The sequence below is a fragment of the Cupriavidus sp. GW823-FHT06D04 genome (assembly GCF_058795055.1).
Window position 1 is genome coordinate 1 of the sequence record NZ_JBXAHL010000043.1, and the last position, 14,291, is coordinate 14,291.

Consider the following 14,291-nt stretch of genomic DNA (forward strand, 5'->3'; position numbering starts at 1 on the left):
CCCCCGCGTGGTCAAAGCCCTGCCTAAGCGCTACACCGTCCGGTTCCTCAGAAAGGACCTTAACTGAACGGCATTAGCCCCGCGCGGGTCTTTTTATGGTGCTTCGCTGAATTGGGTGGCACGCGCGCCAAGCCCTTCCCCGGCCCATACCAATATGCGCCCCCCGCCGGCGCCACAGACAGCCCCCAACACGTACAATCTCGGCTTTCCTTCCCGTCCCACCCGCTGCCATGACCACCCTCGGAACGCCTCTCTCCCCCTCTGCCACCAAAGTGATGCTGCTCGGCTCCGGCGAGCTGGGCAAGGAAGTGCTGATTGCACTGCAGCGCCTGGGTGTGGAAACCATCGCCGTCGACCGCTATGACAATGCACCCGGCCAGCAGGTAGCCCACCACGCGCGCACCATCGCCATGAGCGACCCGGACCAGCTCAAGGCGCTGATCGAGGCGGAAAAGCCGCACCTGGTCGTGCCCGAGATCGAGGCCATCGCCACGCCCATGCTCGAAACCTTGGAAGCCGCCGGCACCGTGCGCGTGATCCCCACCGCCCGCGCCGCGCGCCTGACCATGGACCGCGAAGGCATCCGCCGCCTGGCCGCCGAATCGCTCGGCCTGCCGACCAGCCCGTACAAGTTCTGCGATTCGCTGGATGAACTGCAGGCTGCCATCGACGGCGGCATCGGCTACCCGTGCGTGGTCAAGCCGGTGATGAGCAGCTCCGGCAAGGGCCAGAGCAAGATCGACGGTCCCGATGGCGTCAAGGCGGCCTGGGACTACGCAATGGCCGGCGGCCGCGTCAGCCACGGCCGCGTGATCGTGGAAGGCTTTATCGATTTCGACTACGAGATCACGCTGCTGACCGTGCGCGCCATGGGCGCCAGCGGCCAGGTGGAAACGCAGTTCTGCGCCCCGATTGGCCACGTCCAGGTCAGCGGCGACTACGTCGAGAGCTGGCAGCCGCAGCCGATGCACCCCGCCGCGCTGGAAACCGCCCAGCGCATTGCGCAGGCGGTCACGGCAGACTTGGGCGGCATGGGCCTGTTCGGCGTGGAGCTGTTCGTCAAGGGTGAGCAGGTCTGGTTCAGCGAGGTCAGCCCGCGTCCGCACGACACCGGCATGGTCACCATGGCCACGCAATGGCAGAACGAGTTCGAACTGCATGCCCGCGCCATCCTGGGCCTGCCGGTCGACACCACGCTGCGCAGCCCCGGCGCCAGCGCCGTGATCTACGGCGGCGTGGATGCCCAGGGGGTGGTCTTCGATGGCGTGGACCAGGCACTAAGCGTGCCTCAGACCGAGGTGCGCCTGTTCGGCAAGCCCGAGAGCTTCATCAAGCGCCGCATGGGTGTGGCGCTGGCCTACGCGGACGATGTCGACACCGCCCGCACCCGCGCCAAGGAAGCCGCCAGCCGCGTGCGTCCGCGCGCGGTCGGCTGAGCGTCAGGCGCAGCTCAGATCGGATGGCTGCCCGCGGCGGCGCCGTGGGCAGGGGCATGATGGACGGTGGCCTGTGCCGCCGCCACCTGCGCCGCGGCCAGCACCGGCGAGATGCGCACGCCGGTCAGATCCGCGCCTGACGGCGCCTGGTACAGGCGCAGGCCCAGCTCGGGCAGGATCGCCAGCAGGTGGTCGAAGACATCGCCCTGGATGCGCTCATAGTCCATCCACGCAGTCAGCGCGGTAAAGCAGTAGATCTCCACCGGGATGCCCTGCGAATCGGGCTCCATCATGCGCACGTTCAGCAGCAGGTCGTGGTGGATCTCCGGGTGCGCCTTCAGGTAGGCAATGCCATAGGCGCGGAAGGTGCCGACATTGGTCAGCCGGCGCCGGTTGACCGGGTCATTGCCGGCGGCAATCAGCAGGCGGTTGGCCTCGTCGACCTCGGCCTGCTTCTCCTCCAGGTAGTCGTGCAGCAGCCGGAAGCGCATCAGCGCCTGCACTTCCCGGTCCTCCAGAAAGCGCACGCTGCCCGCATCCAGCCGCAACGTGCGCTTGATGCGCCGCGCGCCGGATTCGAACATCTGCCGGTAGTTGCGGTAGCTCTCGGAGAACAGCTTGTAGGTCGGCACCGTGGTCACGGTGTTGTCCCAGTTCTGCACCTTGACCGTATGCAGGGCGATGTCCTTGACGTAGCCGTCGGCATTGCACTGGGGCATCTCGATCCAGTCGCCGATGCGCAGCATGTCGTTCGAGGTCAGCTGGGTACTGGCCACCAGCGACAACAGCGTGTCCTTGAACACCAGCAGCAGCACCGCCGACAGCGCACCCAGGCCGGACAGCATCCACAGCGGCGAGCGGTTGATCAGGATCGACAGCACCAGCACCGAGCACACCAGCCCCAGCCCGAGCCGCCCCACCTGGATATAGCCCTTGATCGAGCGCGTCTGTGCCTCGCGGCTGCTGGCGTATACGTCCTGCCAGGCGCTCAGCACGCCGCCTAGCATCAGGAAAAAGCAGATCCACAGGCCGGCATGGGCCAGGCGCTCGATGGCCAGCGCATAGCGGCCCATGTGCGGCACTTCGCCAATGCCGACGGTGATCACCGCGAACCCGACCGCATAGCCGAAGCGCCGATAGGCACGATAACGCGTCAGCGCCTTGCTCCAGGGGGCCTTGCCCCATACCGTCAGCAAGCGATGGGCGATACGCGACATCACGTGGCCGAACAGCCACTGAGCCACCACGGCGATCAGCACCAGCACCAGCAGGTACGAGGCAATCTGGGCCCATGGATGGGCTGGAATACGTTGCTGGAACAGCGCCAGCAGGACATCGAAACTCATGGAGGGGCGACTTTATAGCCAGTGGCTTGGCCAGATAGTGTACAGAACGTGTCCGCCACACCCCGAATCCGAAACGGATTCCCCCCAAGGTCCTACGCCGGCAGCAGCTTCAGCCCGCCAATACCGACAAAGATCAGCCCGATCAACACCAGCCGCATCGGCGCCGCGCTTTCGCCCAGGAACAGGATGCCGATCACCGTCACCCCGATCGCCCCGATCCCGGTCCAGATTGCGTAAGCCGTCCCGACCGGCAAGTGCCGCAGCGCCGCGCTGAGCAGGAAGATACTGGCCAGCGCCGCCCCGATGCCCAGTGCTGTCGGCCCGGGCCGCGTCCAGCCGTCGGTATGTTTGAGCGCCAGCGCCATCACGATCTCGATCAGGCCCGCCAGCACCAGCAGCATCCACGCCATTGCCATGTCTTTCATCCAGGTGTGCCGCCCGACACCCATTGCCGGGCACGCGACGCCACTGTAGGCTGTGCAGATCAGCACGAAAACTGGCGAATTCTGCAAAGGGGCTATGCAAACATGCAGGAAGCAGACTGGGACGACCTGAAGTATTTCCTTGCCGTGGGCCAGTCCGGCTCGCTCGCAGGCGCCGCGCGCGCCCTGCACGTCAACCATTCCACAGTCCTGCGCCGGCTGGCGCGGCTGGAAGAGACCCTGGGCACCCTGCTGTTCGAACGCCATGCCACCGGCTACGCCATGACCGCCGCAGGCGAGGCCCTGGCGCACCGGCTGGCCGGCGTCGGCGAGCAGATCGATGCTGCCCAGCGCCAGCTGTCCGGCCTCGACAGCCAGCTGAGCGGGCCATTGCGCGTGACCACGACCGACACGCTGCTGGGTGGACTGCTGATGCCCTTGTTTGCAGAATTCCGGTCGATGCACCCGCGCATCCAGCTGCAGATCGTCATCAACAACAGCTTCCTGAGCCTGAGCCGGCGCGAGGCCGATGTGGCGATCCGGCCGGCGAATGCGCCGCCGGAGTACCTGGTGGGCCGCCGTATCGGGCGGCTGCAGACGGCGCCGTATGCGGCACGGCGCTACCTGCAGCAACTCGGCCTGCCAACGGAAGCCGACCATCCGCGGCTGGCGGACTGGTCGGCCTATGACTGGGTCGTGCCGGACGATGCGCTATCCCACCTTGCCCAGGCGCGCTGGATACGCGATCACGTGCCGGAACCCCGCCGCGCCGTCAGTGCCGACAGCCTGGTGGCCATGGCGGATGCCGTACGGCACGGCATGGGCGCCGGCATGCTGCTGTGCCTGCTGGCCGGGGCTAACCCAGACCTGGTGCGGCTGGCGCCAGTCGATGAAGCCATGGATACCGATTTGTGGGTGCTGACGCATCCGGATCTCAGGCACAGCGCGCGCGTGCGGGTGTTGGGCGATTTCCTGTATGAGCGGCTGAGACAAGGGGAATGGGTGGCGGGCTGAAGACTTGCCCCCGGTTCAGGCCGCCGCCGCATACATCTCCATCAGCTGCTCATCCGCATACCCCCAGTCAGCGGCATTCTCGAACGCCACCACCGTCTCGTCGCTGTGGCGCAGGTCGATCAGTTCGGTGGGGACGGGCCTGGACTGCGATACGGAATAGAACGCCATCACCTTCGGCCGCAGCGGATCGGCCTCGTTCTGCGCGCAGACCACCGCCAGCCGGTTCGAACGCAGCCGCAGCACGGTGCCGAGCGGATAGATGCCGACGGTGCGGGTGAAGGCCTTGAACACGCGCCGGTCGAACAGCGTGTCGACACGCACGGCCATGTATTCCATGGCGCGGGCCGGCGACCACGGCCGGTGGCCCGGGCGGCTGGAAGTGAGCGAATCATAGGCATCGCAGATCGCGCCGATCTTGGCGTGCACGCTCAGTTCGTTCCCCGCCAGGCCGTAGGGGAAGCCGCGCCCGTCCACGCGTTCGTGATGGTGGACGCAGACATCGAGCGGGATGTTCGAATAGAGCCGGGCCTCGTTCAGGATGCGGTAGCCAGCCGATGGATGCCGGCGGTAGATCTCCTCTTCCTCGGGCGTGCGTTCGCTGGCCTTGTGGACCGGGGCCGCGGGCAGCGTCAGCTTGCCGATGTCGTGGACCAGGCCGGCCAGGCCGAGTTCGCGCACCTCGTCGTCGGGCAGGCCCAGCGTGCGGCCGACGGCGATCATCAGCGCGCAGACGGCGAAGGCGTGCAGGTAGTTGTCGTCGCCACGCGCCTTGAGCCGCGCCAGCGCCAGCAACGCCTGCCCATGGCGCGACAGCGAGCGCGAGGCGGAATCGACCAGCAGCAGCGCGCCGCTGACCTCCAGCGCCCGGCCCATGCGGATGTCGGCGAACATCGAGCCGATCACGGCCTTGCCGGATTGCAGCAGCTCGCGCGCGCGGACGATCTCGGCATCAAGCGTGGCGGCGGGTGGCGGCACGGTGGCCGGATCCATGGGGTCGGGTGTCGACTCCGGGGCCGGGACGGGTCCGGGTATTTCCGGCGTGTCCGGCGCCGGTACGTTGCGGCCCTTCAGAATATCGATCCAGACCTCCTGCACCCCTGCCGACTGTATCTGCCGGACCTGGTCCTCAGTGGCGACCAGGAACTTTGCGCGCCAGAACGGATGGTTGATCCACGGGCCGCCAAGCCTGGCGACAAACATCCCGACCTGCAGTTGTTCCGACCGTATGCGTCTCAACATGCGTTACCCCCTCGGATGATGGTTTTCTTGTTGTCGATCCGTTTATCGGCGGCCGCCGGCAGGACTTTAGCCCCCATTGCGGGGAGGAACCGTGCCGCCCGCCCTTGTCAAGCGCCGCCCGAATGCCCGGACGGCGTCCTCGGGCATTGCCGGGGGGCGGTACCGCCGGCGCTACAATGGCCTGCCCAGTGCTCACAGACGCCAGCCAGTCGCCCCCGTTCACCCATGTCCGGAACGTACACGCTAGTCGGCATCGCCCGTGCCAAGACCCACCGCCGCGAGGCGCTGGTATCCCAGCTCACCACGCTGCGCTCGCGCGGGCTGACCGAGCCCGGCTGCCTGGACTACCACGTCGGGCAAGACGCCGAGGATGCGCGGGTCTTTGTGATCTACATGGTCTGGGACTCCAAGCGCGCGCTCGAATCGCACCTGAACCGGCCCTATATGCGCGATTTCCACGCCTCGCGCGCGGATTTCGTCGAAGGCGATTTCAGTTTCCGCTGGCTCAACGCCGCCTGATCCGCCTGGCCACGGGCAATCCCGGTCACTTCTGGCCGTCCCCCTGCTTGTCATTCCCGCCGCCCCGATCTATCACTCAATGTGACGCCCGGAGCGGGCACGGCAGGAGTGCACCATGGAAGTCAGGGATGGATTTGCCGGCACCATCGGCCACACCCCGCTGATCCGGCTGGCCGGCCTGAGCGCCGAAACCGGCTGCGATATCTACGGCAAGGCGGAATTCCTCAATCCAGGCGGCTCGGTCAAGGACCGCGCGGCACTCTACATCATCCGTGATGCCGAACGGCGCGGGCTGCTGACGCCCGGCGGCACGGTCATCGAAGGCACCGCCGGCAATACCGGCATCGGCCTGGCCCACCTGTGCGCGGCGCGTGGCTACCGCTGCATCGTCGTGATACCTGACACGCAGTCGCCCGAGAAAATGGAGCGGCTGCGCATGCTCGGCGCCGAGGTCCGCGCGGTGCCCGCCAAGCCTTACGCCGATCCGGACAACTACCAGAAGATTGCCGGCCGGCTGGCCGACCAGACCGACAACGCGATCTGGGCCAACCAGTTCGACAACCTGGCCAACCGCCAGGCCCACTACGAGACCACCGGGCCCGAGATCTGGCACGCCACCGGCGGGCACATCGATGCCTTCACCTGCTCCACCGGCACCGGCGGCTCGCTGGCCGGCATCGCGCGCTGCCTGAAAGAGCACAAGCCCGGCGTGCGCATCGTGCTGGCCGACCCGCACGGCAGCGGCCTGTACCACTTCGTCAAGCACCGCGAGGTCAAGGTCGAAGGCAGCTCGATCACCGAAGGCATCGGCTCCAGCCGGGTGACCGCCAACCTGCAGGACACGCCCATCGACGACGCGGTGCGCATCGACGACCAGACCTGCGTGGACATGGTCTACCGCCTGCTGCGCGAGGAGGGCTTGTTCGTGGGCGGGTCGTCGGGAATCAACGTCGGCGCCGCGGTGGCGCTGGCGCGCGAGATGGGGCCGGGCCATACCATCGTCACGCTGCTATGTGACCGCGGCGACCTGTACATGGCACGGCTGTTCAATGAAGCCTGGCTGGAGGGCAAGGGGCTGCAGCCGATTCCGTTCCGGCGTGCCGGCCCCGCCGGGTAAATGCCTGCGCGGCTCACGCCGCCTTGAGCCGCCGCCACAGCGTGGTCGGGCTGATGCCAAGGATATGGCAGGCCGCGGCGCGGTCGCCGCCGCACTCGGCCAGCACGCGCCGGATATGCTCGACTTCGCTGGACTGCTTCACGCCAGCCAGGGAACGGCGCGGGCGTGTTGCCGGCGCGGCGTGCTCAGCGTCGGCCTCGGCCGGCGCCAGCATGCCATCGCCAAACAGCTCCGGCACGGCTGCCTGCAGCTCGCGCTGCAGCGCGTCGCTGTCCAGCCGGCGCCCGGCCACCAGCACGGCGATCCGTTCGGTCACGTTTTCCAGCTCGCGGATATTGCCCGGCCAGCGGTAGCGCGCCAGCCGCGCGCGGGCCGAGGCGGGCAGGCGCTGCGGCCGGTCCATGCCCAGGCGCTCCTGGGCGCGCCGGTACAGCAGCTCGGCCAGCTCCTGCAGGTCTTCAGAGCGGTCGCGCAGCGGCGGCATCTCGATGCGCAGGATATTGAGGCGGTAGTACAGGTCCTGCCGGAATGAGCCATCGCGCACCATCGCGGCCAGGTCGCGGTGAGTGGCGCCGATCACGCGCACGTTGACCGGTACGGCGTCGAGGCCGCCGATCGGCAGCACCTGCTTTTCCTGCAGCACGCGCAGCAGGCGCGTCTGCAGCGCGGATGGCATGTCGCCCACCTCGTCGAGGAACAGCGTGCCGTTGTGGGCCGACTCGAACAGGCCGGCCTTGCCGCCACGGCGCGCACCGGTGAAGGCGCCCTCTTCATAGCCGAACAGCTCGCTCTCCAGCAGCGCCTCGGGGAAGGCCGCGCAATTGACCGCCACGAACGGGAACGCGCGGCGCGGGCTGGCGTCGTGCATGCCCTGCGCCAGCACCTCCTTGCCGGTGCCGCTCTCGCCGCCGATCAGCACGGTGGAATCCACCGCCGCGTAGCGCCGCGCCAGTTCGCGCAGCTCGGTCATGGCCGCGGAGGTGCCGGCCAGGTCGTCCAGGCTGTAGCGCACCCCGGCCGGCCGCGTGCGGGCGCGCGAGCGCAGGTTGCGGTCCACGCGCTGGATCGCGCTGGCGTCCTGGATGGTCAGCACGGCGCCGGTGGTGCCGGCTTCGCCGATGATGGGGATGCGGTTGACCACCACCATTTTGTCGCCGAGCTTGTGGATCGCTTCCAGTTCCTTGTCACCGCTCTGCATCACGCCTTCGAGCGCCAGGTTTGGCGCCAGCGTCTGCAGCTTGCGCCCGACCGCGGCGGCGACGGAAGTGCCGAGAAAGCGCTCCATCGCCGGGTTGAACGACTGGATGCGCCCTTCGGCATCCACCGCCGCCACGCCCTCGTTCAGGTGCGCCAGGATGGTGTTGACGTAGTCGCGCCGGGTGGCCTCGATGCGGCGCAGGCGCGCGGCCTCGATCGCGTCTTCCAGCGCCATGCGCACCGAGTTGCCGGAGTACAGGAACACGCCGGTCAGGCCATAGCGGTCGGCCAGGTCGGTCACCAGGCCGGGGCCGACCACGACCTGGATGCCCTCCTGCTTGAGCGCCTTTACGCGTGCGACGGCATCGTCCTCGGTCAGGTAGGTATAGGCCGGGACCAACAGCGAGAACGCGCGCACGAATTCATCCACCTCGGCATACGTCGACGCGTGCGTGACCAGCGCCACCCGCGGCGAGATGCGCCGCGCGGTGGCTAACGCGCTCATCACGTCAAAGCCCGTGACCTTGACCAGCACCACCGGCACATCCACGTGCTGGCGCAGGTAGGCGCCGTTGGAGCCGCCCGCCACCACCACGTCGAGCCGGCCCTCGCGCGCCTCGCGCGCCACGGCGCTGGCGGCGGCCTCGAAACCCTTGCCGACGATGCGGAATTCGGCCCGGTCGGCGTAGGCCGGAATCAGGTCGGCGAAGGCGCGTGCCAGGCGGCTGATGCCGATGGCCCAGATGCGCGGACGGGCTTGCGTGGAAACGGGAGGAGCCATGGTGCAATGCGGAAAGAATGCGTGGTGAAACCCGGGACGAACAGGCGTACAGTGCTGGCACATTGTCCGCCACGCAGCCCGGGATTTCAACTTTGAATTCCAAACTTGTGATTTTGAAATTCAATTGTGCTGAAAAAATGACATGGAATCGGCGGCGAGGCCAGCCGCCCTGCCCGCCAGCCCAGCGCTGACAAAGGCTGGCGGATTTCCCGCGGGCCCGCCCAAGGGCTTGGCACACCCCTTGCAGTATTAGGCCCGTCCTGTTCACCAACGCATACGCCATGACCTACTCCGCTTCCGACCTCGCGCGCTCCGCTGGCGCCCGCTTCCGCCAGGCGCTTGCCGACGAGCATCCGCTGCAGGTAGTCGGCACCATCAATGCCAACCACGCCCTGCTGGCCAAGCGCGCCGGCTACCGGGCCATCTACCTGTCGGGCGGCGGCGTTGCGGCCGGCTCGCTGGGCCTGCCGGACCTGGGCATCTCGAACCTGGACGACGTGCTGACCGATATCCGCCGCATCACCGACGTGTGCGACACGCCGCTGCTGGTGGACGTCGACACCGGCTTCGGCGCCTCGGCCTTCAACGTGGCCCGCACCACCAAGTCGCTGATCAAGTTTGGCGCGGCGGCCATGCATATCGAAGACCAGGTCGGCGCCAAGCGCTGCGGCCACCGCCCCAACAAGGAAATCGTCACGCAGGGTGAAATGGTCGACCGCATCAGGGCCGCCGTCGACGCCCGCACCGACGAGAATTTCGTCATCATGGCCCGCACCGACGCGCTCGCCGTCGAAGGCCTGGACAAGGCCATCGAGCGCGCCGTCGCGTGCGTGGAAGCCGGCGCCGACGCCATCTTCCCGGAAGCCATGACCGACCTGGCCATGTACCGCAAGTTTGTCGATGCGGTGAAGGTGCCGGTGCTGGCCAATATCACCGAATTCGGCGCCACTCCGCTGTTCACCACCGAGGAACTCGGCGGCGCCGGCGTGTCGATGGTGCTGTACCCGCTGTCGGCCTTCCGCGCCATGAACAAGGCGGCGGAGAACGTCTACGCGGCCATCCGCCGCGACGGCACGCAGAAGAACGTGGTCGATACCATGCAGACCCGCGCCGAGCTCTACGAGAGCATCGGCTACCATGACTTCGAGCAGAAGCTGGACGCGCTCTTCGCACAAGGCAAGGGCAAGTAAGTAAGACTCACGCGCGGCCGGGCTTTGTCCCGGCCGCTTGCACGACAACAGACAGGCAATACCAGGCATCACACAAAGGAGACCCAGATGTCCGAAGCGCAACCGCTCGTCACTCCCAAGCCCAAGAAATCCGTCGCTCTGTCGGGCGTGACCGCCGGCAATACCGCGCTGTGCACCGTCGGCCGCACCGGCAACGACCTGCACTACCGCGGCTACGACATCCTCGACATCGCCGAGACCTGCGAGTTCGAGGAGATCGCCCACCTGCTGGTGCACGGCAAGCTGCCGACCAAATCCGAACTGGCCGCCTACAAGGCCAAGCTCAAGAGCCTGCGCGGCCTGCCCGCCAATGTGAAGGCCGCGCTCGAATGGGTGCCCGCCAGCGCCCACCCGATGGACGTGATGCGCACCGGCGTGTCGGTGCTGGGCACCGTGCTGCCGGAGAAGGAAGACCACAACACCCCGGGCGCGCGCGACATCGCCGACCGCCTGATGGCCAGCCTGGGCTCGATGCTGCTGTACTGGTATCACTACAGCCACAACGGCCGCCGTATCGAGGTGGAAACCGACGATGACTCCATCGGCGGCCATTTCCTGCACCTGCTGCACGGCGAGAAGCCGTCGGCACTGTGGGAGCGCGCCATGAACACCTCGCTGAACCTGTACGCCGAGCACGAGTTCAACGCCTCGACCTTCGCCGCCCGCGTGATCGCCGGCACGGGTTCGGACATGTATTCGTCGATCAGCGGCGCCATCGGCGCGCTGCGCGGCCCCAAGCACGGCGGCGCCAACGAGGTCGCGTTCGAGATCCAGAAGCGCTACGACAACCCGGATGAGGCCCAGGCCGACATCACCCGCCGCGTCGAGAACAAGGAAGTCGTGATCGGCTTCGGCCACCCGGTGTACACCATCAGCGACCCGCGCAACCAGGTGATCAAGGACGTGGCGAAGAGGCTGTCGAAGGACGCCGGCTCGATGAAGATGTTCGACATCGCCGAGCGCCTGGAAACGGTGATGGGAGACATCAAGAAGATGTTCCCGAACCTGGACTGGTTCAGCGCGGTGAGCTACCACATGATGGGCGTGCCGACGGCGATGTTCACGCCGCTGTTTGTGATCGCGCGCACCTCGGGCTGGGCCGCGCACATCATCGAGCAGCGTATCGACAACAAGATCATCCGCCCGAGTGCCAACTACACCGGCCCGGAGAACCTGAAGTTCGTGCCGCTGAAGGATCGCAAGTAAGACCGGCTGCCGGTTTGCTCCGCGTCGGGTTGCATTGATCCGGGCCTGCGGGCAAGGGGGTAGTTGGTCGCTGACATGGGACCACTACCCCTTTTTCATACCTATATTGATTTCCCTACACCATGAATTCTGCAAACCGCAAACCGCTACCGGGCACCAAGCTGGATTACTTTGACGCGCGCGCCGCGGTCGAGGCAATCCAGCCGGGTGCCTACGACAAGCTGCCGTACACGTCGCGCGTGCTGGCAGAAAACCTGGTGCGCCGCTGCGATCCCGCCACGCTGACGGATTCGCTGAAGCAGCTGATCGGGCGCAAGCGCGACCTCGATTTCCCGTGGTTCCCGGCGCGCGTGGTGTGCCATGACATCCTGGGCCAGACCGCGCTGGTGGACCTGGCCGGCCTGCGCGACGCCATTGCCGACCAGGGCGGCGACCCCGCCAAGGTCAACCCGGTGGTGCCGGTGCAACTGATCGTCGATCACTCGCTGGCGGTGGAGTGCGGCGGCTTCGATCCCGATGCCTTCGCCAAGAACCGCGCCATCGAAGACCGCCGCAACGAAGACCGCTTCCATTTCATCGACTGGACCAAGCAGGCGTTCAAGAACGTCGATGTGATCCCGCCGGGCAACGGCATCATGCACCAGATCAACCTGGAGAAGATGTCGCCGGTGATCCACGCTGATAGTGGCGTGGCCTACCCCGATACCTGCGTCGGCACCGACAGCCACACCCCGCACGTGGATGCGCTGGGCGTGATCGCCATCGGCGTGGGCGGCCTGGAAGCCGAGAACGTGATGCTCGGCCGCGCCTCGTGGATGCGCCTGCCCGATATCGTCGGCGTGGAGCTGACCGGCAAGCGCCAGCCCGGCATTACCGCCACCGACATCGTGCTGGCCCTGACTGAATTCCTGCGCAAGGAAAAAGTTGTCGGCGCCTATCTGGAGTTCCGTGGCGAAGGCGCCTCTAGCCTGACGCTCGGCGACCGTGCGACTATTTCCAACATGGCCCCGGAATATGGCGCCACTGCCGCGATGTTCTTCATCGACGAGCAGACCATTGACTACCTGCGCCTGACCGGCCGCACCGACGAGCAGCTCAAGCTGGTCGAAACGTACGCCAAGACTGCCGGCCTGTGGGCGGATTCGCTGAAGAACGCCGAGTACGAGCGCGTGCTGAAGTTCGACCTGTCGAGCGTGGTGCGCAATATGGCCGGCCCGTCCAACCCGCACAAGCGCCTGCCGACCTCCGCGCTGGCCGAGCGCGGCATCGCCGTCGACCTGGACAAGGCCCGCGCGCAGGAAGCCGAAGGCCTGATGCCGGACGGCGCCGTGATCATCGCCGCCATCACCAGCTGCACCAACACCAGCAACCCGCGTAATGTGATTGCCGCCGCGCTGCTGGCGCGCAACGCCAATGCGCGCGGCCTGGCGCGCAAGCCGTGGGTCAAGTCGTCGCTGGCGCCCGGCTCCAAGGCGGTCGAACTGTACCTGGAAGAAGCGAACCTGCTGCCGGACCTGGAGAAGCTCGGCTTCGGCATCGTCGCCTTTGCCTGCACCACGTGCAACGGCATGTCGGGCGCCTTGGATCCCAAGATCCAGCAGGAAATCATCGACCGCGACCTGTACGCCACGGCAGTGCTGTCCGGCAACCGCAATTTCGACGGCCGCATCCACCCGTACGCCAAGCAGGCCTTCCTTGCCTCGCCGCCGCTGGTGGTGGCCTATGCCATCGCTGGCACCATCCGCTTCGATATCGAAAAGGACGTGCTGGGCACGGACCAGGCCGGCAAGCCGGTGTACCTGAAGGACATCTGGCCGAGCGACGAAGAGATCGACGCGATCGTGGCAAAGAGCGTCAAGCCCGAGCAGTTCCGCAAGGTCTACGAGCCGATGTTCGCCATCACCGCGGCCAGCGGCGAGTCCGTCAGCCCGCTGTACGACTGGCGCCCGCAGAGCACCTATATCCGCCGTCCGCCCTACTGGGAAGGCGCGCTGGCCGGCGAGCGTACGCTCAAGGCGCTGCGTCCGCTGGCGGTGCTGGGCGACAACATCACCACCGACCACCTGTCGCCGTCCAACGCCATCATGCTTAACAGCGCCGCGGGTGAATACCTGGCCAAGATGGGCCTGCCGGAAGAGGACTTCAACTCGTACGCGACCCACCGCGGCGACCACCTGACCGCGCAGCGCGCCACCTTTGCCAACCCGACCCTGATCAATGAAATGGCCGTGGTCGACGGCCAGGTCAAGAAGGGTTCGCTGGCGCGCATCGAGCCGGAAGGCAAGGTCGTGCGCATGTGGGAGGCCATCGAGACCTACATGGACCGTAAGCAGCCGCTGATCATCATCGCCGGCGCGGACTATGGCCAGGGCTCGTCGCGCGACTGGGCCGCCAAGGGCGTGCGCCTGGCTGGCGTCGAGGTCATCGTCGCCGAGGGCTTCGAGCGCATCCACCGCACCAACCTGATCGGCATGGGCGTGCTGCCGCTGGAGTTCAAGCCGGGCGTGAACCGCCTGACGCTGGGCCTGGACGGCACCGAGACCTATGACGTGATCGGCGAGCGCCAGCCGCGCGCCACGTTGACGCTGGTGGTGAACCGCAAGAACGGCGAGCGCGTCGAGGTGCCGGTGACCTGTCGCCTCGACAGCGACGAGGAAGTGTCGATCTACGAAGCCGGCGGCGTGCTGCAGCGCTTCGCGCAGGACTTCCTTGAGTCGACCCGTTCGGCTGCATAAGCTGTGACATGGGCCCGGGGGGGGGGGGGGGGGGGGGGGGGGGGGGGGCG

General features: G+C 67.0%; 11 protein-coding genes. 7 read left to right on the plus strand and 4 right to left on the minus strand.

The window, feature by feature from the left end:
• The first annotated feature begins 230 nt into the window (after nucleotides 1-230).
• Nucleotides 231-1,436, plus strand: coding sequence for a formate-dependent phosphoribosylglycinamide formyltransferase (gene purT / locus AC1Q7H_RS33725; RefSeq protein ID WP_080569540.1), 1,206 nt, complete (start codon nucleotides 231-233; stop codon nucleotides 1,434-1,436).
• A 14-nt stretch (nucleotides 1,437-1,450) separates the two neighbouring features.
• Here purT and AC1Q7H_RS33730 read toward each other — a convergent pair whose 3' ends face one another.
• Both AC1Q7H_RS33730 and AC1Q7H_RS33735 read right to left on the minus strand, forming a co-directional pair.
• Complete coding sequence (locus AC1Q7H_RS33730) at nucleotides 1,451-2,782, minus strand: mechanosensitive ion channel family protein (RefSeq protein ID WP_013956845.1); 1,332 nt, start codon at nucleotides 2,780-2,782, stop codon at nucleotides 1,451-1,453.
• Between the two features lie 92 nt (nucleotides 2,783-2,874).
• Nucleotides 2,875-3,192: a DMT family transporter gene (locus tag AC1Q7H_RS33735; RefSeq protein ID WP_018313582.1), complete on the minus strand. Its 318-nt coding sequence runs from the start codon at nucleotides 3,190-3,192 to the stop codon at nucleotides 2,875-2,877.
• Nucleotides 3,193-3,309: 117 nt separating this feature from the next.
• On the opposite strand from AC1Q7H_RS33735, the gene AC1Q7H_RS33740 reads away from it, so the two are divergent.
• On the plus strand, nucleotides 3,310-4,218 hold the full coding sequence (locus AC1Q7H_RS33740) for a LysR family transcriptional regulator (RefSeq protein ID WP_153956253.1): 909 nt from the start codon (nucleotides 3,310-3,312) through the stop codon (nucleotides 4,216-4,218).
• A gap of 15 nt (nucleotides 4,219-4,233) precedes the next feature.
• On the opposite strand, the gene AC1Q7H_RS33745 is transcribed toward AC1Q7H_RS33740, so the two are convergent.
• Nucleotides 4,234-5,457: a cyclic di-GMP phosphodiesterase gene (locus tag AC1Q7H_RS33745; RefSeq protein WP_013956848.1), complete on the minus strand. Its 1,224-nt coding sequence runs from the start codon at nucleotides 5,455-5,457 to the stop codon at nucleotides 4,234-4,236.
• A 225-nt stretch (nucleotides 5,458-5,682) separates the two neighbouring features.
• On the opposite strand from AC1Q7H_RS33745, the gene AC1Q7H_RS33750 reads away from it, so the two are divergent.
• A complete protein-coding gene (locus AC1Q7H_RS33750; protein ID WP_010812104.1) occupies nucleotides 5,683-5,976 on the plus strand; it encodes a putative quinol monooxygenase in 294 nt (97 codons plus the stop codon).
• Between the two features lie 115 nt (nucleotides 5,977-6,091).
• Nucleotides 6,092-7,093, plus strand: coding sequence for a cysteine synthase A (locus AC1Q7H_RS33755; protein WP_013956851.1), 1,002 nt, complete (start codon nucleotides 6,092-6,094; stop codon nucleotides 7,091-7,093).
• A gap of 13 nt (nucleotides 7,094-7,106) precedes the next feature.
• Here the strand turns inward: AC1Q7H_RS33755 and prpR are convergent, their stop codons facing one another.
• Complete coding sequence (gene prpR, locus AC1Q7H_RS33760) at nucleotides 7,107-9,071, minus strand: propionate catabolism operon regulatory protein PrpR (RefSeq protein WP_153956252.1); 1,965 nt, start codon at nucleotides 9,069-9,071, stop codon at nucleotides 7,107-7,109.
• A 281-nt stretch (nucleotides 9,072-9,352) separates the two neighbouring features.
• Between prpR and prpB the strand changes: the two genes are divergently transcribed.
• The 3 genes from prpB (at nucleotide 9,353) to acnD (ending at nucleotide 14,241) form a co-directional block, all read left to right on the plus strand.
• Nucleotides 9,353-10,261, plus strand: coding sequence for a methylisocitrate lyase (prpB, locus tag AC1Q7H_RS33765; RefSeq protein ID WP_013956854.1), 909 nt, complete (start codon nucleotides 9,353-9,355; stop codon nucleotides 10,259-10,261).
• Between the two features lie 87 nt (nucleotides 10,262-10,348).
• Nucleotides 10,349-11,506 (plus strand): bifunctional 2-methylcitrate synthase/citrate synthase, encoded by a 1,158-nt coding sequence (prpC, locus tag AC1Q7H_RS33770; protein WP_013956855.1) that lies wholly within the window; start codon nucleotides 10,349-10,351, stop codon nucleotides 11,504-11,506.
• Nucleotides 11,507-11,628: 122 nt separating this feature from the next.
• Nucleotides 11,629-14,241: a Fe/S-dependent 2-methylisocitrate dehydratase AcnD gene (acnD, locus tag AC1Q7H_RS33775; RefSeq protein WP_153955943.1), complete on the plus strand. Its 2,613-nt coding sequence runs from the start codon at nucleotides 11,629-11,631 to the stop codon at nucleotides 14,239-14,241.
• Nucleotides 14,242-14,291 lie beyond the last annotated feature (50 nt).